This is a genomic window from Mesorhizobium sp. 113-3-3 (genome assembly GCF_016756495.1).
Taxonomy (GTDB): domain Bacteria; phylum Pseudomonadota; class Alphaproteobacteria; order Rhizobiales; family Rhizobiaceae; genus Mesorhizobium.
The window spans coordinates 209840-230379 of sequence record NZ_AP023245.1; the positions used below are offsets into that span (position 1 = coordinate 209840).

Consider the following 20540-nt stretch of genomic DNA (forward strand, 5'->3'; position numbering starts at 1 on the left):
GTCGAAGGGAGGCAAAAAATGACGAAGGTCGCACCGCTAACCTTGAAACGGATCGGCTTTCTCATGTCCCCGTGAGACTAATGCTGCTGGCTATCGTGACCCGGAAAAGCGCGTCGGAAGACCCGCTTCTCGTGGTCTGCCTGCTTGGTGGGGCAGGCACGTCTAGCGCCGGCATGTGTCTGCGTCCTACGCCATTGAGAAGAGGCAGAAAGGGCGTAGGTTTGCGAAGGCACAACTCGAAGCTGCCTGGCGCCTGCCATGGTTGATGATGCCAGATCTAAGCCTGCCAGGGGAGACTTGCAACCGGCCAGTTGCAGCGTAAAATCGGCAACCGCCATGACCGCCGAATATCTCAATCACAATCTTGAGTGCCCTCATTGTCTCACCATCCGGCTGAGAATTCCGGCGGATGCCCAGCCTGATACGAGGATTGTCTGCGATGATTGCGGCGAATTCCTCGGTACATGGGATGAGCTGCTTACCGATTTCGAGAAGCAGGGCGGCAACACCGGTGTTTTCAGGCTTGATAACGGTCGTATCCGCCGTGTTGACTGAGGAGTGGCTTGGGGTAGCGGGCGCAGATGACTGGGCGGCGTCAGAATCTAACTCATTCACCGCCGGAGGCTTGCACGCTCGCTAACGGCGCTTCCAGGCTCCAGGTAACCCCGTTGCGGCCGTAGTCGAGGTTTCCCTGTCCATTGATTGCGGCTGGCGCAACCCGTTTCAGGACCACCGTCCCAAACCCGCCATGCCCGATGGCCTGCACTTCCGGTCCGTCTGTTTCTGCCCAGGTCAGATGAAACAGCCCGGACGCACCGGCACCCGTAATGCCCCATCTCACCGCAATCTTGCCCTTCTCCCCGGAAAGGACACCGTATTTCGCCGAATTGGTCGCGAGTTCGTGGAAGGCTATTCCGAGGTACTGCACCGCATTGGGAGTGAGAACCAGCGGCGGCCCTGACATTTCCACCATTTCGCCCCGCGGGAAAGGCTTGGTCTGGGCTCTTAAGAGATCACCGACGGTCGCTCCCTTCCAATCGGCCGATACCAGCAAGTCGTGGGAGGCAGACAAAGCCATGATGCGCTCGCGGACCTGGGATTCAAACTGATTCGGGGTTTCCGATCGCTTGTTGGTTTCCCGGATCATAGACAAGATCACCGAATACTGGTTTTTCACTCGGTGGTTGACCTCCCGCATCAGCATGCGAATCCGCTGCTCGCTTTCCCGTGCCGAAGTGATATCCCGCGCGATCTTCGATGCGCCCACGATCTGACCCGTGGCATTGCGTACAGGCGATATAGTCAGCGAAACCGGGACCAGGGTGCCGTTCTTGCGCCGACGAACTGTTTCGAGCGTTTCAACCCGCTCGCCCCGGCGAATGCGTTCGAGAATGCGGGGTTCCTCGTCATGATGATCATCCGGAATCAGCATCGTCACTGACTTGCCGATCGCTTCTTCGGCGCTGTAGCCGAACAGACGTTCGGCGCCGTGGTTCCAGCTTTTGATGATGGTGTTGAGATCCTTGCTGACGATCGCGTCAAACGAGGATTCCACGATCGCCGAAAGGTGCTGTTTAACCTCTTCGGCGCGCTGGCGGTCAGTCAGGTCCAGCAGCATATTCACGGCGCCGATCAGATTGCCGTCTTCATCCCGCAAGGGCGTCGGAAAGGGCAGAAAGGGAAAAAGCGAACCGTCCGGGCGCTGCGCTATAGCCTCCTGGTCGCGCACCGGCCGGTTTTCCTTGAGCGCGATCGCCATGGGGCACTCGTCATGCGGCAGTTCTTTGCCGTCCGGGGTGAACAGCTTGAATGTGACGCACCATTTATCCCTGCCGATCTTGGGCTGTCGCCCGGCAAGGTCGGCCGCAGCACGGTTGTAGTAGGTGATAATCCCATTCCGATCCGTCGTGTAGATTGCTACCGGAAGGCCGTCGAGTATCTGGTGATAGGTGCTATCCTGCCGCTTCAACTCGGAACGCGTCTGTTCCAGATCGGTCACATCAACCGTGAAGCATCTGGTGTTGACCAGCTTGCCATTACGGAAATGGCCGCTCGAGGTGATTTCGACATTCTTGATAGAGCCGTCCTGGGCTCTCAATCGTGCCGGATATCTTGAGATTTTCTCGCCACCGGCGAGCCGACTCAAAATGTCATCGATCGTGTCGCGGTCGGGATAGAAGTCGGCAATATGTCGACCGATGTAATCCTCGGGGGCATAGCCTAAGAGATCAAGCTCAGCCTTATTGGCATGCAGGATTACACCATTCGCGCGATCCCCGTTTCTCCTCAACCAAGCTGAACGTCACTGACGTCAATTCGTTCCATCTGTCCTTTAGAACGAGGCCCGTTTGCTTGCATGATACGCATAGTACCCAGCTCTCGCTTGGACACGAGCCGGGGTAAGGATCGACACTCCAAGGCGGCGGGCTCGAGGCGCAAGCCGGTGCCCACTTACACGGAGACGTGGACTTATGAACGTTGGAGCATATCGCCACTTTCGAAGAGGCCTTGAATTTCATGGGAAACCTATTGCTTGAGGAGGCTTAATCAGGTGCCGGACGAAGCGATGACGGCGCAAGCAGTCGCCCACTATGAAATGACCCGCTACTGAACGCGGCGGTAGCTAGTTCTACTGCCGCGCTTTTTTAGCAGGTCAATGTCGCCCGCCGCCGACATTGCCAGACCGCATCAGTGCTGACGAGCCACGCCAGCGGCATGTGGTGCCGGGCGTTCGGCGACCCAGTACTGGTTGTCGCGATGTGCGGCGAGCAACTCGTAAGCCCCCGTGAGTCCGTCGATCACAAGGTCGAGGAACGCGTTGCAGGCCGCAACCCAGTCCGCACCATCGGGCACGGCGAGCGAGAGGGTCTTGCCCGGGCAGTAGGTGGCAAACAAAATACTTCTTGACCGGCGTCCGGTGCCCCCTACGGTTAACTCAACCCACACATCCGACAATTCTGACTGCTTGGGTGCAGCCCTGGCTGTAAGTCGACGGCGACTGCAACACTCTCCCAGGATCGATAGCCGCCGGTCAAATCCTCGGAGCTGGATCGTGGGCGATTTTGCCCCCCTCTTACGCGGCGCACGCCACCAGCCCGTCTGTGCCAGCACGGGATGGCCGAACGATTGCTTATCCACTAAGGTCGAAATGGCATCAGCCATAATTGTTTTGCGCGGCACATCTGCCCTTACATCGAACACCCCACATTCGTAGTACCCATCCTCGCGCATCATCATGGAATTCCAGTCCACTGCTCCGAACAGTGACCAAGCCGTGACGGCACGTACGTCAATGCCCTCAGCCGCGCATTCAAAGGCCGCTTCCCATCCCTCCATGAACCATCGCAGCTGTTCCTCACGCGTGCAGGCGTTGTGCACTTCTCCGATTACCGCGGGCAGGGCGTAACGGCGCCACACTTCACGCACGCGTGCGGCAAACCCGAGTGTATGGGTGGGCACACCCGCGCGGAAAGCGGCGACATCGACATAGGGCTCTGTGCCGTTACCGCCAACGGGTTCTTGAGGATGCCGCTCGACGCGATGATCGAGGAACCTGTCGCTGGTGAGGTAATAGTCAACGCCGACAAGGTCCGGAGGGCAGGGCGCGGCCTCCAACTCAGCCAAATGTTCAGGATCGATATCAGCGTCGAGGAGGCGCCCAAGGAACGGATGGCGCGCGTCTACATGCCCACAAAGCAGATCCATGGATAACCATCGCCGCCCATTCTCGTAAGCAGCTTGGTATGCCAGTTTTGGGGTGGCAAAAATCTTTCCGAAATCCTCCGTCTGCAGCAGGCGGGCATCCGGGATGACCTTGCGGATAGCCGACATAGTCATGGCGATCGCACGGCACTGGGCAACAAGGAGCCGCAGGCAAGTTGGTTCATCCGCGCGGTGCGGATGCCAAAACCCATAAAGACCGCTCATGCGGGCGGTTGCCATCGGTTCGTTGATAGGCGTGAAAGTCTTTACCCACGGGTATCGAAGAGCAAGCCGACCGCCAAATGCCGCGAGACGCGCCGCAAAATCCGGAGCGAGAATGGACGTCCAGGATGGCCCGCTCCCGTGATGGATTAGGGTTGCGATTGGACTGATACCGAGACGGCGCATCCTTTGAAACCGTTCGTCGAGCCAGCTCCAGTCATCCTGCCCCCCCAAAGCTTCGACGTGTTCCCATAACGCAGGATATCGAAGTGTTTTGACACCTAGAGAAGCGACGAGATCTAAATCCTCGATCCGTTTGGAATGACCGGTTTCCGCAAGCTGATCGCGGATCACGCTACCGACCCGAACCACACTGCATTCAATACCGCCCCAAATTTCCACAATGGCTACCCGGCCGCGCCCTTGGCAAGGGATAGCTGCGGCGCGCCCGCCTTCTGGATGCGATTGAACGCGGCCAGCGCCTGACCAATTACCTGGTCCATATTGTAGTACCGGTAGGTTGCCAGCCGACCGACAAAGATTGCATCGGTTTGCTGAGCGGCGAGCGCCTCATATCGCTTGTAGAGTTCTTCATTCTCCGCCCTGGGGACGGGATAATAAGGATCGCCGTCATCCGTTGGATATTCATAGGTCAAGCTTGTCTGAACATGCTGCTGTCCGGTCATATGCTTGTATTCGGTAACCCTGGTGAAGCCCTCGGTCTGCGGGTAGTTGACGACGGCGACCGGCTGGAACCGTGGCGTATCGAGTGTGACGTGCTCAAAACGCAAGGATCGGTACGGCAATTTCCCCAGCCTGAAGTTGAAAAATTCATCGATTGGACCGGTATAGATGAGGCGGCGATAGGGGATGACCTCTCTAACCTCCCGATAGTCCGTCTGCAGCATCACCTTGATATTGGGATGGGCCAGCATCCGTTGAAACATGCGTGTGTAGCCGCTCGCCGGCATGCTTTGGAACGTGTCGGCAAAATACCTGTCATCGCGATTGGTTCGTGTCGGAACGCGCGCCGTCACTGACTTGCTCAGTTGCGAGGGGTCGACCCCCCACTGTTTTCGCGTGTAGCCTTGAAAGAACTTCTCGTAGAGTTCCCGCCCCACCGTTCCCACGACAACGTCCTCGGCGGTGCGGATCTCTTCCACGCTCTCTTTACGCTCGGCCAAAAACCGCTCCATCTGGTCGGAGGTCAAGTCGAGGCCATAGAGGCGATTGATCGTGTCAAGGTTGATGGGGATTGGCAAAAGCTGACCGTCTACCTTGGCCAGCACACGGTGCTCATAGGGACGCCACGCCGTAAACTGGGACAGGTAGGCGACAATGGCCTCGGCATTGGTGTGGAAGATGTGCGGCCCATAGCGATGCACAAGAATGCCGGCTTCATCGTACCAATCGAAAGCGTTGCCGCCGATGTGACTGCGACGGTCGACGACCAGCACTGCCTCCCCGCGCTGACTGGCTAGGCGCTCTGCTAGTACGCTTCCGGCAAAGCCTGCGCCGACGACAAGCCAATCAAACATGGTGGACCAAGTTCCTGAATCCCTGACGGCGCAAACTCTTCGCGGGCTTGAGTAAATCGTGCATTGCGCTCCAGGTGCTGTCCCAAGACATCCCTGAGAGGAAGGCGTCGACCTTGGTCATTTCGCGGCGCTTGCGCAGAGCGGCATCGAGGGCGGCTGACATCGAGCCCGCATCAGCAATGTCGACCAATCCGCGACTGCCGTATGTTTGCACCACATCAACGATTGCGGTCGACACGACGGGCAGTCCGCCGGCCAGGAACTCAGGCGTCTTCGTCGGGCTGATATAACGCGTCGCCTCGTTCAGGGCGAAAGGCATCCACCCTACGTCCCAACCGGCCATGTATTGGGGCAGTTCGGCGTACCGCTTGGCGCCCAGCCAATGGATGTTCGGGCCGACGGGTAGCGCGGCCGGGTCGATCTTGACCACCGGTCCGATCGTGACGAACTGGACCGTAGGCATCGCTGCAGCGGTTCGAGCAGTCAGGTCGATATCGAACCGCTCGTCGATGACTCCGAAGAAGCCTACGCGGGGATGCGCAATGCTCTGCTGGTCTGCCGGGTCTGCCTGAGGCCGGCGCGCCTGATGGAAGTGTGCCGTGTCAATGCTGCTTGGAAACGCGTGAACGCAGGGATGCCGGCGACGCTTGGACTCATAAAGGCTCATTCCACCGGTGAATACGACGTCGGCCTTGCCAAAGAGCTGCTCTTCCAGTCGCTCGAGTTCACGAGGCGCGTTTTTAAAGGCAGAGAGTTCGTCCATGCAGTCATAGACGCAGACATCCTCCTGCAGCGCTTCGGTGAACTTCAGGGCCATGGGGGTGTAGTACCAAGTCACCAACTGGTCGTGCTCGATGCCGGCGAGCAGGTTCTCAAGCAGAGTGGCGATGGCCCTGTCGACCTCAATTCCGGACTGACACTGCGGTAGTATCGGCGTCATAACTTCCAGGCCTGGCGCAACCGCCTTGCGGCGCAGAAGAGGTAGCGGAACAGGCTCGAAGACAGGTTCCTCAAAGAACACAACGGTGTAGTCGGCCGCGGCGCGCGTCATCAAATGCTGCGGGCGTTGAAAAACAAAGTCCCACCGCAGGTGAGAAAAGCAGATCAGGAGCGGGTTATCAAAAGGCACGAGCAAGGGGTTGGATACAGTCTGATCCATGGCAACAATCCGCATTAGGGTTGGCTTATGGTGGATCAAGCTCCGTTCGCAAATCGGGTTCCACGGCAACGCAGAATTTTGCCCAACATCAATGGCGCCACGATTTCGCTCTATCGTTGGAACGGGCCTTGCCTCCGTAAGTTGTCGGCGGGGAGGCGCCAATGATCGTCGATGCACACCTTCATACGTCGGGTCGCGAGACAACGGCGGAAGTACTTATGTCACTTGACGATGCGGGGGTGGATATGGCGTTCCTGCTGGCTCCGTTCCTGACATCGCCCTATTCGCTTAATGACCGGGAGTCGCTGCGCGCTGGCAACCGGTACCTTTCCGACCTCGTCAAAGGCCACTCAGATCGGCTCATCGGGTTCGCGGTGGTCAATCCGCTGCATCCCCAATCAGCCGACGATCTTGAGGAGGCAGCCACGCTTCCCGGCATTCGCGCGCTTAAGATGGTTCCGACCGGATGGTATCCATATGACGAGTGCGCTCATCGCGTGTACGCGGTCGCGGCAAGGCTCGACCTGCCGATATTGTTTCATAGCGGAATTTTCATTGACGGCCGATCTGGCCGGTTCTGCCGGCCATCCTTCTACGAGGCGGTTCGCGATCACCCCGGCCTTCGCGTAACTTTGGCTCACCTTGGCTGGCCGTGGTGTGACGAAGCCAACGCAGTTGGCGTTATCGATCGGATCAACGGCGTCCAGCCAGCCGACAGCCAGTTTCGCTTCGACCTGTCCTTTGGACCGCCTCCCATCTACCGCAGCGAGGTGTTCCGCAAGGCGATCGACGTGATCGGCCCACGCTCATTGCAATTCGGGAGCGACCGTTTCTTGCCGTGCAGCGGGGCCCATATCCGCGCGGCAATAGACGAGGTCACGGCAATTCTGGATCAACTCGACGTCGCAGCCGACGACCGAATTGCAATCATGTCGGGAACCGCGACGGATTGGTTGAGGCTGCTCCCGTCGCAAGGAGGAAACTGATGGCCCGGACCCCTCGCGTGCTGCCAGGCGGCCAGACTGATGAGCGCATCCATGTGCTTGAGGTCTTGGGTAACGCCATTGTTGGCGGCATGGAAAATTACGTGCGCAATCTGGCTGCGAACCTGCCCTCGAACGAGTTCAAAGTCTCCTTCCTGTGCCCGTATGAAAGCCCTTACACCGCATTGCTGCGGGCTGAGGGCAGGGACGTCTACATTGCGCCTCTGCGGGACGATCCACCTTGGAAGACAATCGAACTCATCTGTACCCTTGTTCGCGAAACCGGTATCGACCTGCTCCACGCTCACCTGATGAACGCGCATACCGTGGCTGCTATGGCCGGCCGACTGAGCGCGACGCCGACAGTTGCCACGCTGCATGGGATGAGCTTGCATCCGCAGGAAATTAGTGTGGCGCGCACAACCGGGAGCCACACCATTGTGGTGTGCCGCGAAGCCTGGTCGCAAGCACTTGCTGTGGGATTGTCACCTGAGCATGTGAGCCTCGTTCCTAACGGGGTCGACCTGGCAATGTATCATCCGCTGTCGGCTGACCGCTTGGACTTCCGGCAAACGATCAACGTCGGCCCTGACGATATGTTGGTCGGGTTCGTTGGCAGGCTGGCCTGGGAAAAGGGCCCCGACAAATTCCTCAAAGCAGCCGAATTCATACTGCAAAGGCGGCCCGAGGTGCACTTCGCAGTGGTTGGCACGGGGTTGATGGAAAAGGACCTGACTGCGACCGTTCGCCGTGCGGGACTCGAGTCGCGGATCCACATGGTCGGGCTCACGCGCGAACCGCATCGGATTTATCCGGGCCTAGATTTGTTGTTGCATACTTCGCGCGCTGACGCGATGCCTCTTACCATTCTGGAGGCCATGGCATCTGGGGTGCCGGTCGTGGCCATCGGCGTCGGCGGCATCCCGGAAATCGTCTCTGGAGGAGAGACCGGGATTCTTATAGGAACCATCGAATGGCCGGGCATCGTCTCGGAATATCCCGGCGACTGGGAAGGCGTGGCCTTGGCGGCAATCTCGCTGCTATCCAATCCCGCCAGGCTCAAGTCGATGGCCGACGCGAGCGTGAGGCGGGCGCAGGCCACCTTCGATATCCGCCAGTCGGCCACTATGACGAGCCATATTTTCCGCCAGCTGTTGAGACCTCGTACCGACAAGGCGCGGCTCCACTCCGTCCCCTGACTTCAGACTGGATCAAGATTTGATGGCCCTGATCCCGGTAATGACAGGGTAGAGGGGATCAACAAGGTCGAGCCTTGCGCGGTCTATCTCCTCGAAAGAGAGGCCCTGCAGAAAGGCGGTGGCGGCGAGCACATTGCCAAATTGCTGTACCTCCACTCCCGCTGCCCCAAAACTTTCCTCGAACAGGCGTCGTGCGGCACTCTGTGTCATGGCCCAGAACCATTTTTCCGGCCCGTCATGCGCGTCGATGGGAGTAATGCCTGGTACTGTCGCCAACACGACGCCACCCGGTGCCAAGGCGCGATGGACCGTGGCGATTGCGCCACGCACATCGTAAATCATGTGCAGCGTCTGAGTCACGATGATGCAGTCAAGGCGCCCGGGCTCCACGGCATTCTCGTTCTGGAGATCGATGCAAATCGTGGCTTGAGGATTGGCACTTTCGGGCGAGTCGATAATGTCGGAAGTCACAACTCGTGCCAAACCAAAACGGAGCGTGTAAACATTGTCGCCGATTTCCGCGACACGTCCTCGAATGTCTTCAGCATGGCGCTGCAGGAAACGTTCAATGTAGTAACGGTCAAGTGGCGTGCCGCGATCGCCGCCAAATTTTCGGCTTAGGGGCTCGACCTCGCCAAGGTCCCCAAAAACCACCGTACCGGGCGCCGGGATATCTCGCATGTGTGATTAAACCGTAGAGGCGTAGCGCAGCAAGGATCTTGACGGGTGGTGCCAGAGAGGACCGCCCGACCAGGAGGCAGATCGCTGGCTCACCGGTGAGGCATGTCCCCTTGGATCACCCACGGCTTCTTCCTTGCTGGTATCGCATTTTGACCGCTGGGAGCTGTAGTCTTTTAGTCCTTTGAGTGAGTTGCCAAAACGGCCGGTCGCCTTATGCATGTCGCCGCCGCGCTTTCCTGGATGATTTTTTGTCCAAGTGGACTGAAAGAAACATACTTTCCGAAAGCCCCATAATCTCCTCCCGATACAGGCATCTTAGACTTCGGTACATCCGGGACCGTCACGAGGTTTGAGCAACCGTGCGATCAAAGCGTGCCTTGGCGCCCGCCACCTAAGGCTCAATGTGCAGCGGGTTGTGAGGGCTGCACCCCTTGCTGGTCACCGCCCGTGCTGGACTGGGGCGTTGGATTCCTGTCCACCTTGGGATTTTGATCGATACTGTCAGACTGAGTTTGACCGGAATCAACCTTGTCCGGGTTTTGGCTGGTGCGCGCAGGCGCCTTACTGTCCTGCTCTGTCGATGGTCCTTTGATGACTACGCCATAGATTTCGGCGACACCCCAGGCCGCAACGGCCAGTAGCAGCCCGCCCAAGAGCACAACAAGGACGGGCCTGCCAAGAGGGCCTTGTCGAGCTTGATTTTCGGGAACGTTGTTCGCCATAGGACACCTCGGGAAACAGGGCTTGCCTGCGGCTAGGGCCAATGCCGTTGGGCAGGGGGAACGTCTTGGACGCCTGCTCGCTTAACCTTGAACGTTCCCAAAGGTTCCGGCGTGGAGAGAGATTAGATCTCAAACGAGCAACGGAGCATCGATTTCGGGTTGCCCGAGCGCTGGGAGCAGAGGAGGCAGCGCTCATAAAAGAGCAAGCCCTGGGCCCACGCGAGCCTCAACTGTCATGGTCTTGGCATCACTGCCTCTTTCATTACAAAATTCATCGGCTTCATGCCCGGCACCGTGCCGCTTCTGGCCAAAGCGGCGTTGATGCCGCTCTGAATGGGGGCTGAACGCTGCTGCGCTGTGGCCGGCCGGTTGTGAATTTGGGATAATTCCTTTTTCCCACCAGCGATTCGCCTAGCGGCTCAGACCTTGAGCGTAAAAGACGTTAAATGCCGACCGTTGGCGAATTCGCTGATGCGACAGGCCATGGAACGAAGCGGCGCCTTCTGCCCGAACGGTGGAACAAGGATCGAGCCCGCAAATTGACAGCGATTGAAGGTCGGCGGGTGCCCTCCAACGGCGCCGGCCATGTGATCTGGGTGGAGGATCAAGATGTCGCACGAAGTAGACGAGCGCCGCCTCAAGATGCTTATCGAGCAGTACGTCGAGGTGCGGAAGAAGCGGCACGATGTTGTGTCGGTGAGGCAAGCGGCAGCGGCTGTCCTGACGGTCATCAAAGCATGTCCGGTTTCCAGAAGCGAGCTGGAGCACATGATCGCAGCAAGCGCCGTGGCCCATGGCCTGGGTGTTGCGTTCGATACGCCGCAATCAACCCCACTTTCCTGAGCCGATCCAGCGCCGCGACGATCGATGGACAATCGAATACAAGCGCGCCTTGGGGCTGCTCGGTCCGGTGCGGCGAAGTCAAGACCGATAGCAAGGACTTGCCGAGGATCAGGAAGGCCAAGCGCCAATAGGCCCGACATGAAGGCGCAAAAATCCCGGCGCGGAACAACGAGGGGTCTTACCGAGCTTTTTGGGGGCCCCGACCGGCGTGACGTTCGATTGGAAGGCGGCGCCACAGTCTGAGGCGGACAATGAGCCGGCGCCTTGATGCCTCCGCCGCGATGTAGGCGAGAAACACCCGGTCTGAGATACCTCTCGGCAGGATCGGCCTCTCGATCGTGCTGTTCTTCGATCGTCTCGGGTTTCAGGTCCGAATCGCCATCCGTCGCGTCAAGCGGCCCGATCATGTGTTCAAGCCTCTACCCGGGCGTCGGAACAAGGCGCTCATTCGTCGTCCCATTCGACTACTATTCGGCCGCCGGGGGCTGCACACCCTGGTGAACCCGAGCGGGAGGGATAGGTTTCCTCTAGCAATTTTGAAGACTTTCTTGTTGCCGAGCGAGCGATCTAGGTCGACGGTCGACATTCGCAGATCAAAGGCGCGGCGTTTGATCGCGTCCACTAGAATATCCCCGTTGGTATCGACGGGCGCTTGGCAGCCGGACCACTACTTCACCTTCGGCGTGATCTCCTCGATCCTCACCTTGTCGCCGATCTCCTTGGCCATATCGAAGGACTTCTGCTTGTCCTTGGTGGTCAGCACAGTGCGCCAGTTCGGCATTTCGAAGACGCTGACGACATAGGTGGTTGCAGGCGTGTCGGCCAATTGCACCCTTGGAGGTTGAAAGCCCCCGCCCGTGTGGCGTAGGCCTGATATACGGCAGACGATGGAGGATACCACCTGCCGCTCGCATCAACTTTTAGAGACAGCTAATGTTCCGTCAAAGCTCTAAGCCGAACCGCCACCGAAACCAGCGAATGAATTCGACTCCCTTGCCGGTCACGTCACGCACCGTCTTCAACAGACCTCATGCAGGACACGGGTTGCCCGGTAGCGCTGGCACGTAGGCCATATCAGCGGACCTACGATCCTATCGTGGAGCGCTTCCGCGGCCGCCAGGAAGCGCTCGATCTCAGGCTGCGATAAATGCTTGGAAGGTTTGGTTCTGGCAACGGCGTTATCCTGCTTTGAGGGGTTCGCCGCAACGCGAGTATTTTCCTGCCCTGCCCGCACCTGCCACCAGCCGCAGGTTGTGGAGCGAATTAACGGAATCTTGAGCACGTCGGCGCATCGTAATAAGCGGACAGGCCGAGTAACTTGTACATGGCTAAGGCCCCGGCGATTTCACCCTGCGCCGGGGCCTTTTTGCACGGCAAGGTCTACTCGGGCAGGCCAAGGTCATAATGCACAATCGGATCGAGGATTGCCCGGTAGAGGCTCTCGACCTCTTCATCGATCTCTTCCCGCTTGATGCCGAGCGCCTTGGCGTCTGCGATGAGCTTGTGCGTCTGTTCGTCAACCGAGATGACGTCCGCCTTCGTGGTCTCAGGGACGTTGTTGACCAGCCATCGATCAAGGAAATTAATACCGCGCGTGCTCATGCCGCGATAAGCTCGGCTTGGCGGTCAGGTTCCGGCGTTTGGTTCGCCGACGGATGGAATTACTCGCCTTCGATAATTTTCAAAGAGGGGTTTTTGGCGAGCGTCCTGCGCCTTTTGACCCGTGCCGGCCTCTCCGTGAGATGTTCCGCTGACAGGCGAAGCGCCCTCAATCGCGTTGTCCTTACATTTCGGGCCAGGGTCTCCGCCTCGATCAACAGCTTCGCCTCTTGATCGGCGCGCTCAATGCGTTCTCTGTCGAACCTTCGTTGGGTCAACATAGCCTCCCTCGACTAACTGACCCCTGAAATGACCGCTAACTGGCATGGTTCCTCTATCAGTCGTCGGCGGCGTTTCGTCGCCTCGCCGACCGCTCTGCTGAGACTTATCGCTTTCTGGCGCCCACTAAGAAATTCTGAGCAAAGCGCGCTGGGACACCAGCGCGCCTGCATATCGTCTCAACAGGCCCGACCAACATCTCGCAAAGCCTCGGTAGCAGCCACCCGGGTCGCGGCAAAAACCCATAGCCGATGACCCGTTCGACGACAAACCCGTTGGAAACGAGCATCTGGCGATATGCGTGGATGCTTAACGTACTGCGCACGACGCGCCCCTGTAATCGGTTGAGAAAGCGGTAGACCAGACCCATTGGCGAGGTTGCGTTCATGTGGATGTTCGAAACCAGCAACCCACCATCGTTCAAGTGCTCATGAATGGCCGACAGTGCGTCCCGCCTAAGAGTGTCTTCAGCGTTCAGGAAGAACCGAAAAGCTGTGACCACGTCGAATCTTCTGGAAAGGGGGGCAACCGTAGATCGGCTTCCACCAGTTGGACGTTGCCCGGAACCCGCGCGCAAGCGAGCATGGATTGAGAGACGTCGACGCCGACGACCTCACCAAACAATGGGCCTGCAACAGTTGTGACGCGGCCTGTGCGGCAGGCGAAGTCAAGGCAGCTGCGACCCGGCCCGCCAAGAGGCCTAAGAATGTTTTCAACCAGGGAGCGTTCGATACGCAACCACAAGGCAGCATAGTAGCCGGAACGGTAGGTTTTCGTGTAGTCGGCGCCGTAGCCTGGAGTCTGATGGCTCGATCGGTAATCGCTATAAGCGCTCGCCTCGAATGACCGCTCGGTCAATACATCACCACGACGAAGTCCGCCGGGCGTCAGCGTGTCAACGTCGGCGCCGGTCGAAGCCGGTGGGAAGCTTCTCATCTTTGGCCAGGTCATCGAACAACACCACGACAGCCTTCGCAGCTTCTGATTTGCAGGAATAGAAGCGCCGAACTCCATCTGCCCGCGATTCAACGACCCCTACCTCTGTTAGAAGCGCGAGATGGTGTGATGAGGCCGAACGTGAAGGGCCCATCAGCGACGCCAACTCCCCAACCGTTTTTTCTCCGTCTATCAAACTGGACGACTGCCAAGAAACGATGGCAGTTGCCGAGAACGGCGGGCCACCCAGCGGCTGGCGCGGACATGGAAACGCATTATGACGATGGCCGACATGACGCTTGCCTTGGCCCGGACAAGTGGCTGAGGTGCAGAGCTTCGAGCGTTTACAGCGCCAGCCACACGAGCTGGCATAATCCCACGGCTTGGCAGGGACCGGCAGCCGCGCCCACTCACCTCTGTCCGATAGTGCGCGGACTTCCATTTTCGTTAAGGGGTAGGCATGGCCGGGAAGAGGGAGACAACCCACGCCGGCAGCCGCCTGCGGCGTAGGCCAACAGGCTTAATTGCGACCTGGCTTGTAGAGGGATAAAACAATCAGGCGGGAGGACTCCGAGCCCTCACCGCAAACGGTGCGGGTGCCCGAAAACCCCGATGGCCCCACCCGCACCGGCCGTTCCCTCAAACTTGGCTACAGCCGATCGAAATCAGCTAACCCGAGACGTATTCGTTGACCCTCTGCGAAGGCTAGTGCGAACGATTCCGATTCAAATGATCGTGTTAGTTCTTCGTCGCCATCAACCACACGGACGAACCACTCTCCGCAGGCTTCCATGACTTCAACGCAAGGATTGACCTTGCCGTCAGGCGTCACGCTATCCATCGCTAAGCTCCCTAGAAAGCAATGGGAACATCCATTTTACAAAATGCCCGGCTAGCCCCTCAAGCTGACGCGGGGGAACTCACCGGCCTTCGCCACCTGTTTGAGGAAGGCGGGCGACGAGCAAATCCTAATCTCCCTCTGCCGCCTTTCAATAGAATGTACGATTTTTACCAATTTGTAATGCCCGGCTTGTCGCTCCAAGCCCCCATCGCCCTAAAACTGCGTCCCTGCGCGCATCGCTTCGGCGTTGCCGGTCGAGCCAGGCTTCATAACAGGCCCGATCGGGGATGACCGGTTGTCGATCGTGCAGGTTCTTCATCGGCCCGCCGGCGGACGCGGCGATGATGGTGCAGCCGGCGACGATTGGAGTTCTACGCCCAGAGTCCGCCAAACCAACCAGACTCCGGCAAACGAAAAAGGGCGCGGGCTCAGGCAGATAGATTTGCCAAGGATCCTTTTCGCCATCGGCCGGAAATCGCCCATTCGTAGAACCCATCGCCGGAGATGAGGCAGCACTTCGACTTGAAGGCGTCCCTAGAGGGCGGCGCCGTGTCAATGCCTTCAATCCTGGCGTTGAACATAGCCACCTTGGGCCTTTCCCGCCCCAGAACGGAACCAGCCACATCAACTGGCGCTGCTTGTGATTGCCATTGACCCCAGCCGTGAAGAAAGGGCTTCATCAGTAGAGCGTTTTTGCGGCGCGGCGCATCATTGTGTTCAATCTCTGCAGGCGCAGTCAGACGGCAGGGAGGATCTTCGAACATGTCAGCCCGTTGCGAGCGAGATGGATGCCGGATTCGATGATCTGGTAATCGGTGAGTCAGCGCCGAAACAGTCTCTCAGGGCTCAAAGCTCGGCGCGGCAGCGCTCAACAACAAATGATGCAAGAAGCGGAAAATTTCGTCGGGAACAATTTAAAAAGTCAGCCTTTTTTGGCCCGTCAGGTCGAAGGAGGTTTGCAGATGAAACGTCGTAAGGTTGATCGCGAAAAAATAGAGAGAGCAGATCGAGAAAGCAGGCTCGTACTTGATGCAGAGCGGCAAGCAAGGGAGGCAAAGACCGCCCGGTTAAGGGAGCAGCGGCTCAAAAAAGCGGCTGAGATTTTGCTGGCTGAGTTGAAACGGCCCGGTGACGTCGAGTCTCCATGATCGTCTGTTCTCCCTACAAGGCCGCCCACTAGCGGGTTGACCAGGAGCACGAACCTTCTCCGGAGGCTTCTATCATTTTCAGCGCTTACATAACCGGGGTGCTGTCGAAACTCAATGTACGAGGAAACTGGTTTTGTTGGGCTTGAAGACCGGCACCGGGCCACGGAGAGGCCCGATCATTTATCGGCGCGCCGCGATACTGGCGAGACCGGCATAAATTGCGGTGCGGTGTCCGTCATGCTTTTCGATCAGGGCCAACGTTTCCGCTCTCGTCATTTGCCCAAGCTTCATCAGAAATTTGAACTCGTGCTTTGGTATCGACGCCGCCAGGCGTTCGAGCTTCATCTTTCTGCTTTCACGTTTAAAAACCATTGAATGTCAGCGAATAGGCGGTCGAGGCTGGACAAGGCCTACGTCAAAATTGGCTGGCAAATCTAAGTATTTCTTCTGCAACGCGGCTGTGTTCAGCGGATTCATCGGCAAGATAATCACCATTCGCGCCATCGGCTGAGACCAGATTTGGTTTCCGGGAATCAAGAACATTATCGCCAGAAGACCTATTACCAGAATTGTGGCGAAGACATCAGCGATCATCTCTCCAATTTGCACACCGCTCTCCGGCACTGATGACTTGACCGTTTGCCCGCCGGTGAACTTTCAGACAGCGACATGGTTCCTGGTCGCAGACTTCAGTCGCATCCTGATAGGACCAAGGTCCCCTGAAGGAACGTCAAGTGCCGCAATTGCTTATTTGTCCATGGGCACACGCGGAGCCGAACTTTTCGCCAAATCGGTCTCACCCGACCATCCATCCGATGGTCGGGTGGCGGCCATCCGTACCGTAAGCAGGATTCTAACGGCTGAGAAGGCGGAGGCGGCCGCGAAGTCGGAGCGGGCCACAACGCAAGATGCAATACCAAAGGCCGTCGACGGCAAAGAGGGCTTATTGGACAATGAGATTCACAATCCTCTAATCCGCGTTATCGTTGTTGCCTATCACAGCGACTTTTTCCCCGTCCTTCTGCTCCTGTCAGGCTACATACTGTTTGCGTTCGGAGCGGCTCTCATCCTGCTGCTATGGTTGATCGCGCACCCTGCATAGAAAAAAGTTTGTCCTCAAGGGTTTCGGCGCGCATCCAAGCTGAGTTTCGGCGCTACTAAGGGTGCGTGAAAATGAACTGGTGAAGCCGAATGCGGTTGTGGAAACATCCGCTCCTGCCGCCGGGGGGACCTGGCGCCCGATACGCTGAAGCCAAGGTTCTCAGGCCACGACATTCAAGCGGCCCCCAAAATGATCTCATCGCTGTAATGGAATAGGTTTGAAGAAATAAGGAATTCGTGGATTGCGGCTCAACTCGCTCCAAGCGCGCCGTTGCACGCCCAAGCCGCCCCAGAGGCGGGCATGGAAACAGATACCCTGCACCCTGTGTAGCAACCCTTGTCGCCGCCTGTCGGCACGGACGCTGGTTGGCAAAGTCCAACAATTGAGCTCGACGCTCGGGGATGAGGCGGCTGGCGCGCCCTGCGTCACTTGCAATCTGGAAGCTTCTTCAAGGCATCCTTCGCCTCCGCCTCGGTCTTATACGTGGCCTTGCTAAGGGCTATGACCAAAGTTCCGTCTGGCTTCTTTGTGACGACCTCGCACTGCTTCGAAACGGCATCCTTCGCGACCCAATATTGAGCGGTGTCTCCAAATGCCGAACCTGAAAACTGAATCAGCACTACCACAATTACGATTTGGCGTACCATTTCTATGCTCCTTTACGGCATTAGAACGTTCGGATTTGAGCTTCTGTTCCCCTGGACTTGCCGCACGCCACGGGGACCCCGATCGCGCCGTGGGCTTGCACACACCCGACCCCCTGGCGACGGGCCGGCGCCGCAAAAGAGGTCGTGAAATGAATAGTTGCTGTGTCGATCGCCAGACGGCAGCGCTTTTTCCACAGATCTATCGCGACGTCTTAACGATCCAGCTCAAACCAGGCTGTCGTGCTGTCATCGGGATGCGTTACCCTGATCCATTCGCCCATGTCAGGCTCATCGCCAAACGGGATTGTCACTGATCCCCATATCTTCGCGGCCTCGACAACGTTCTCAGCCGTTATTGCGGCGCGCTTCACCGCCTTGCCGTCGCGTACCAACTCGACGGTGAACCTCTGCATCGATCAGGCCTCCTGGCGCGATCCTATTCCTAATCCAGTCCGCGGGAAACTCACCGCTGTGATAGCGAGCGTGGCACGTCGCGGCGCTACGCAAGTTCTAAGGCCGCACTTTCACCATGGAGGACAGGCTATGCGTCAAGCGTCGACAGCAACAGGCAGGAACTGACACCCGCCGAGGCGGCGGACCGCATCTGGAAAGTCGCCGAGGAAATCGACCTGCATGTTGTCACCTGGGACGGCCACTACAATCGTGCCCGTCCGCTCGCCGCACGCGTCTCCCGAGAAGAAAACGCCATTCATTTCCTCGTCATGATCACAGCGCAAAGAACAAGCAGCTTTTGACCAACCCAAAAGGGACACTAGCCTGGAGTGACAGCAGGCACTGCAAGTACGCCACCATCTCCGGTTCCGCTGCGGTAACCAATGACAGGAAGAAGATTGCCGACCTCTGGGAGAAAACCGACGCGCTTTGTGGGGCAACGCCAACGATCCCGAGATTCGACTGTTTACAGTCAACCCCGACGAAGGCGAGTGTGGCACAGCCCCGGATTGGTCGTTGCTACGGCAAAAAATGATGTTGCGGCCGTCACCGGCTCGAAGCCAGACGTGGCCGACAACGCTAAAGTCGATCTGTGATTGTTCTGCCGGTTGTCGCTCTTGCTGGAGCCCCGGAACACAAACGCCGCAACGAAATAGACAAGCAGATCGAGCAAGAAGCACCCTTGTGAAAGCTCTCCCGTTGGGCGATCTGGCGGCTTATTCAGGAGGTCCCGCCAGTGGCGCGCTTCTCCAACTTCCTAGCTGCGATCAAATGCGCGACTGGAAGCATCCATTTCTAAGATCAGCAGCGCGGCAAGATCCACCCCTGCGGACTGTCATTATCGGGGGACGCGCGCAGCCGCTTGCGGCGGATCGTCCGCTTTGTAACACCTTTCCCGGGAGCCTGTCATGGCGCCATTCCTCCATCGCTAACCAGCCGATTGAGGCTGATGGCCTTCAGGGAAGGAAATCCCGAAAGCCGGAAACTCAGCAGGGGGATCATTTACCGCTCCGACGCCTGCGTCGAGCAGGCAGGGGGCCATGCCAGGCACATATTGGCCGGTGAGGGTGAGCTGGGCCTGGATCGACCATGCGTCATGCGCGGCCGATCGCTTCCTGCTCTGCATAGTCTCATATGGCGCCCTTCGCCGGGGCCGGTCGGTCCCGCATCCCGCCTCACGGCGGCGCTATGCTGATGCTCCTTCGGCCGCCGTGTTGAACCGGTCTCAGGGCCACGAACGTGCTCCAGCACCGAACTGACTTATTCCCGCTGACGGACATTTCGGTGCTTCCGCCTTGTACGCCCTTTTACACATTGGTCGGGAGAGCAGGGGCTCTCCCGACGGAGAGTCAGAGGAGTGAGCGGGTTTTTCGCGACGGGTTGTAAGCGGAAGGAGAGGCCTTCGGCGCCCGTCGCGGAGAACCGCGATGTCTGTCCGGACCAATCAAACCCATGCCGTCGCCGACAGGTCGAACCTCTACGACGAGATCACCGGCAAGATAATTGCCGAGCTGGAAGCGGGTCGTTTTCCCTGGGTTCAGCCATGGGGCACTTCCGCGGCAAAAGCCCCGCTTTCCCTGCCGCAGAATGCCAGCACGCATCGCGCGTACAGCGGGATCAACGTGCTAATCCTCTGGGGCGCCGTCGTCGAACGCGGGTTCTCAACACAGAGTTGGATAACCTATCGACAGGCTTTCGCGCTCGGCGGGAACGTCCGCAGAGGCGAGCACGGGACAACGATCGTCTATGCCGATCGTTTTGTCCCCGATCACGAGAAGAAGCGCGCTCGCGAGACGGGCGAGGAGGCTCAAGCCGTACCGTTCCTCAAGCGCTTCACCGTTTTCAACATCGAGCAATGTGAAGGGCTACCTGACGAAGTCGCAGCTTCGGCCCCGCTGTCGGTGGCAAGCCCGATCGAACGGCGGGTCGAGGCGCTGATCAAGGCCACCGGTATCGACTTCCGTGTTGGCGGCGACAGGGCGTTCTATGTGCCTGCCCACGATTATATCCAGGTGCCTCCGCCCCAAGCTTACTTCGAGCCAATCAACTGGCATCGGACAGCCTTGCATGAACTCGGTCATGCAACCGGTCACAGTTCACGCCTGGATCGTAAATTCTCCGGCTCTACCGCCTCCAGAAAATATGCGTTCGAGGAACTCGTGGCAGAGATCAACGCGGCCTTCTGCTGCGCGGCCTTGGGCATCGTGCCTACTGTTCGGCATGCGGATTATATCGGCTCATGGCTAGAGGTTCTGAAAGAGGACAATCGTGCCATCGTTCGTGCCGCCAGCCAGGCCAGCAAGGCCGCGGAGTGGCTTCTTGGCCACCTGCCGGATGAGGTCGGAGCATCCATCGAGTTGGGCGCAGGCAAAGCTAGAAGGGCTGCATAACGTTGACCGGACCAGCGCAAGCGCGGTCCGTCAATCAGCGGGTTCACAGGGTTCCGCGTCGGGATTGCACGCAGCGGCCCCGCCGACCGTCCTGAG

Annotated in this window: 24 protein-coding genes and 1 pseudogene; 7 read left to right on the forward strand and 18 right to left on the reverse strand. The window is 58.5% G+C overall.

Features of this window, described 5'->3' with window-relative positions:
- Positions 1–258: 258 nt before the first annotated feature.
- A complete protein-coding gene (locus JG746_RS36675; protein WP_244731065.1) occupies positions 259–555 on the forward strand; it encodes a hypothetical protein in 297 nt (98 codons plus the stop codon).
- Between the two features lie 52 nt (positions 556–607).
- Here the strand turns inward: JG746_RS36675 and JG746_RS36680 are convergent, their stop codons facing one another.
- The 4 genes from JG746_RS36680 to JG746_RS36695 form a co-directional block, all read right to left on the reverse strand.
- Complete coding sequence (locus tag JG746_RS36680) at positions 608–2290, reverse strand: PAS domain S-box protein (RefSeq protein WP_199200675.1); 1683 nt, start codon at positions 2288–2290, stop codon at positions 608–610.
- Between the two features lie 398 nt (positions 2291–2688).
- Entirely contained in the window at positions 2689–4278 is a 1590-nt protein-coding gene (locus JG746_RS36685) for a hypothetical protein (RefSeq protein ID WP_202359587.1), read from the reverse strand.
- Between the two features lie 53 nt (positions 4279–4331).
- Positions 4332–5462, reverse strand: a complete 1131-nt coding sequence (gene glf, locus JG746_RS36690; RefSeq protein ID WP_199200677.1) for a UDP-galactopyranose mutase — start codon at positions 5460–5462, stop codon at positions 4332–4334.
- The gene (locus JG746_RS36695; protein WP_199200844.1) at positions 5455–6621 is read right to left on the reverse strand and encodes a glycosyltransferase family 1 protein; all 1167 of its coding nucleotides are present in this window, start codon (positions 6619–6621) and stop codon (positions 5455–5457) included. Before JG746_RS36695 ends, glf begins: the two co-directional genes overlap by 8 nt.
- A gap of 161 nt (positions 6622–6782) precedes the next feature.
- On the opposite strand from JG746_RS36695, the gene JG746_RS36700 reads away from it, so the two are divergent.
- The gene (locus JG746_RS36700) at positions 6783–7607 is read left to right on the forward strand and encodes an amidohydrolase family protein (RefSeq protein ID WP_199200678.1); all 825 of its coding nucleotides are present in this window, start codon (positions 6783–6785) and stop codon (positions 7605–7607) included.
- Positions 7607–8803 carry a glycosyltransferase family 4 protein gene (locus tag JG746_RS36705; protein ID WP_199200679.1) on the forward strand — a complete coding sequence of 399 codons (1197 nt, stop codon included), beginning with the start codon at positions 7607–7609 and terminating at the stop codon, positions 8801–8803. Before JG746_RS36700 ends, JG746_RS36705 begins: the two co-directional genes overlap by 1 nt.
- A gap of 12 nt (positions 8804–8815) precedes the next feature.
- On the opposite strand, the gene JG746_RS36710 is transcribed toward JG746_RS36705, so the two are convergent.
- Both JG746_RS36710 and JG746_RS36715 read right to left on the reverse strand, forming a co-directional pair.
- Positions 8816–9484, reverse strand: a complete 669-nt coding sequence (locus JG746_RS36710) for a methyltransferase domain-containing protein (RefSeq protein WP_199200680.1) — start codon at positions 9482–9484, stop codon at positions 8816–8818.
- A 398-nt stretch (positions 9485–9882) separates the two neighbouring features.
- Entirely contained in the window at positions 9883–10206 is a 324-nt protein-coding gene (locus tag JG746_RS36715; protein ID WP_199200681.1) for a hypothetical protein, read from the reverse strand.
- Positions 10207–10815: 609 nt separating this feature from the next.
- Between JG746_RS36715 and JG746_RS36720 the strand changes: the two genes are divergently transcribed.
- Complete coding sequence (locus JG746_RS36720; protein ID WP_199200682.1) at positions 10816–11049, forward strand: hypothetical protein; 234 nt, start codon at positions 10816–10818, stop codon at positions 11047–11049.
- Positions 11050–11716: 667 nt separating this feature from the next.
- Here the strand turns inward: JG746_RS36720 and JG746_RS36725 are convergent.
- The 8 genes and pseudogenes from JG746_RS36725 to JG746_RS36755 all read right to left on the reverse strand — a co-directional run bounded on the left by JG746_RS36725 (position 11717) and on the right by JG746_RS36755 (position 15468).
- Positions 11717–11875: a hypothetical protein gene (locus JG746_RS36725; protein WP_202359588.1), complete on the reverse strand. Its 159-nt coding sequence runs from the start codon at positions 11873–11875 to the stop codon at positions 11717–11719.
- Between the two features lie 123 nt (positions 11876–11998).
- Positions 11999–12283, reverse strand: a pseudogene (locus JG746_RS37600) (hypothetical protein).
- A 146-nt stretch (positions 12284–12429) separates the two neighbouring features.
- Positions 12430–12651, reverse strand: coding sequence for a DUF768 domain-containing protein (locus JG746_RS36730; protein WP_199200683.1), 222 nt, complete (start codon positions 12649–12651; stop codon positions 12430–12432).
- 750 nt (positions 12652–13401) lie between these two features.
- Positions 13402–13878 carry a class I SAM-dependent methyltransferase gene (locus JG746_RS37605; protein WP_244731066.1) on the reverse strand — a complete coding sequence of 159 codons (477 nt, stop codon included), beginning with the start codon at positions 13876–13878 and terminating at the stop codon, positions 13402–13404.
- Positions 13823–14305, reverse strand: a complete 483-nt coding sequence (locus JG746_RS37985) for an ArsR family transcriptional regulator (protein ID WP_199200684.1) — start codon at positions 14303–14305, stop codon at positions 13823–13825. The genes JG746_RS37605 and JG746_RS37985 overlap by 56 nt, the downstream gene beginning before the upstream one ends.
- 207 nt (positions 14306–14512) lie before the next feature.
- The gene (locus tag JG746_RS36745) at positions 14513–14704 is read right to left on the reverse strand and encodes a hypothetical protein (protein ID WP_202359590.1); all 192 of its coding nucleotides are present in this window, start codon (positions 14702–14704) and stop codon (positions 14513–14515) included.
- A gap of 148 nt (positions 14705–14852) precedes the next feature.
- Positions 14853–15200, reverse strand: a complete 348-nt coding sequence (locus JG746_RS37990) for an SOS response-associated peptidase family protein (protein ID WP_199200685.1) — start codon at positions 15198–15200, stop codon at positions 14853–14855.
- Positions 15133–15468: an SOS response-associated peptidase family protein gene (locus tag JG746_RS36755; protein ID WP_199200686.1), complete on the reverse strand. Its 336-nt coding sequence runs from the start codon at positions 15466–15468 to the stop codon at positions 15133–15135. Before JG746_RS36755 ends, JG746_RS37990 begins: the two co-directional genes overlap by 68 nt.
- 114 nt (positions 15469–15582) lie before the next feature.
- On the opposite strand from JG746_RS36755, the gene JG746_RS36760 reads away from it, so the two are divergent.
- Positions 15583–15852 (forward strand): hypothetical protein, encoded by a 270-nt coding sequence (locus JG746_RS36760; protein ID WP_244731067.1) that lies wholly within the window; start codon positions 15583–15585, stop codon positions 15850–15852.
- Between the two features lie 114 nt (positions 15853–15966).
- Positions 15967–16227 carry a hypothetical protein gene (locus JG746_RS36765; protein WP_199200687.1) on the forward strand — a complete coding sequence of 87 codons (261 nt, stop codon included), beginning with the start codon at positions 15967–15969 and terminating at the stop codon, positions 16225–16227.
- A 3-nt stretch (positions 16228–16230) separates the two neighbouring features.
- Here the strand turns inward: JG746_RS36765 and JG746_RS36770 are convergent, their stop codons facing one another.
- The 4 genes from JG746_RS36770 to JG746_RS37610 form a co-directional block, all read right to left on the reverse strand.
- The gene (locus tag JG746_RS36770; protein ID WP_202359591.1) at positions 16231–16446 is read right to left on the reverse strand and encodes a polymerase; all 216 of its coding nucleotides are present in this window, start codon (positions 16444–16446) and stop codon (positions 16231–16233) included.
- Positions 16447–17379: 933 nt separating this feature from the next.
- The gene (locus tag JG746_RS36775) at positions 17380–17601 is read right to left on the reverse strand and encodes a hypothetical protein (RefSeq protein WP_199200690.1); all 222 of its coding nucleotides are present in this window, start codon (positions 17599–17601) and stop codon (positions 17380–17382) included.
- A 212-nt stretch (positions 17602–17813) separates the two neighbouring features.
- A complete protein-coding gene (locus JG746_RS36780) occupies positions 17814–18014 on the reverse strand; it encodes a hypothetical protein (RefSeq protein ID WP_199200691.1) in 201 nt (66 codons plus the stop codon).
- Between the two features lie 135 nt (positions 18015–18149).
- Positions 18150–18314: a hypothetical protein gene (locus JG746_RS37610; RefSeq protein WP_244731068.1), complete on the reverse strand. Its 165-nt coding sequence runs from the start codon at positions 18312–18314 to the stop codon at positions 18150–18152.
- A gap of 1167 nt (positions 18315–19481) precedes the next feature.
- Between JG746_RS37610 and JG746_RS36790 the strand changes: the two genes are divergently transcribed.
- Positions 19482–20444, forward strand: coding sequence for an ArdC family protein (locus JG746_RS36790; protein ID WP_199200693.1), 963 nt, complete (start codon positions 19482–19484; stop codon positions 20442–20444).
- Positions 20445–20540: the final 96 nt, after the last annotated feature.

Bases quoted from the DNA above. Each gene is read 5' to 3' on its own strand.
- JG746_RS36730 (WP_199200683.1), bottom strand. From the start codon at position 12,651: ATGAGCACGCGCGGTATTAATTTCCTTGATCGATGGCTGGTCAACAAC.
- JG746_RS36675 (WP_244731065.1), top strand. From the start codon at position 259: ATGGTTGATGATGCCAGATCTAAGCCTGCCAGGGGAGACTTGCAACCG.
- JG746_RS36755 (WP_199200686.1), bottom strand. From the start codon at position 15,468: ATGTTCGAAGATCCTCCCTGCCGTCTGACTGCGCCTGCAGAGATTGAA.
- JG746_RS36790 (WP_199200693.1), top strand. From the start codon at position 19,482: ATGTCTGTCCGGACCAATCAAACCCATGCCGTCGCCGACAGGTCGAAC.
- JG746_RS36745 (WP_202359590.1), bottom strand. From the start codon at position 14,704: ATGGATAGCGTGACGCCTGACGGCAAGGTCAATCCTTGCGTTGAAGTC.
- JG746_RS36695 (WP_199200844.1), bottom strand. From the start codon at position 6,621: ATGGATCAGACTGTATCCAACCCCTTGCTCGTGCCTTTTGATAACCCG.
- JG746_RS37985 (WP_199200684.1), bottom strand. From the start codon at position 14,305: ATGGAAGTCCGCGCACTATCGGACAGAGGTGAGTGGGCGCGGCTGCCG.
- JG746_RS36775 (WP_199200690.1), bottom strand. From the start codon at position 17,601: ATGGTACGCCAAATCGTAATTGTGGTAGTGCTGATTCAGTTTTCAGGT.
- JG746_RS36720 (WP_199200682.1), top strand. From the start codon at position 10,816: ATGTCGCACGAAGTAGACGAGCGCCGCCTCAAGATGCTTATCGAGCAG.
- JG746_RS36765 (WP_199200687.1), top strand. From the start codon at position 15,967: ATGTACGAGGAAACTGGTTTTGTTGGGCTTGAAGACCGGCACCGGGCC.
- JG746_RS37605 (WP_244731066.1), bottom strand. From the start codon at position 13,878: ATGACCTGGCCAAAGATGAGAAGCTTCCCACCGGCTTCGACCGGCGCC.
- JG746_RS37990 (WP_199200685.1), bottom strand. From the start codon at position 15,200: ATGGGTTCTACGAATGGGCGATTTCCGGCCGATGGCGAAAAGGATCCT.
- JG746_RS36760 (WP_244731067.1), top strand. From the start codon at position 15,583: ATGATGCAAGAAGCGGAAAATTTCGTCGGGAACAATTTAAAAAGTCAG.
- JG746_RS37610 (WP_244731068.1), bottom strand. From the start codon at position 18,314: ATGAATGGCGTTTTCTTCTCGGGAGACGCGTGCGGCGAGCGGACGGGC.
- glf (WP_199200677.1), bottom strand. From the start codon at position 5,462: ATGTTTGATTGGCTTGTCGTCGGCGCAGGCTTTGCCGGAAGCGTACTA.
- JG746_RS36770 (WP_202359591.1), bottom strand. From the start codon at position 16,446: ATGATCGCTGATGTCTTCGCCACAATTCTGGTAATAGGTCTTCTGGCG.
- JG746_RS36705 (WP_199200679.1), top strand. From the start codon at position 7,607: ATGGCCCGGACCCCTCGCGTGCTGCCAGGCGGCCAGACTGATGAGCGC.
- JG746_RS36710 (WP_199200680.1), bottom strand. From the start codon at position 9,484: ATGCGAGATATCCCGGCGCCCGGTACGGTGGTTTTTGGGGACCTTGGC.
- JG746_RS36715 (WP_199200681.1), bottom strand. From the start codon at position 10,206: ATGGCGAACAACGTTCCCGAAAATCAAGCTCGACAAGGCCCTCTTGGC.
- JG746_RS36700 (WP_199200678.1), top strand. From the start codon at position 6,783: ATGATCGTCGATGCACACCTTCATACGTCGGGTCGCGAGACAACGGCG.
- JG746_RS36780 (WP_199200691.1), bottom strand. From the start codon at position 18,014: ATGCAGAGGTTCACCGTCGAGTTGGTACGCGACGGCAAGGCGGTGAAG.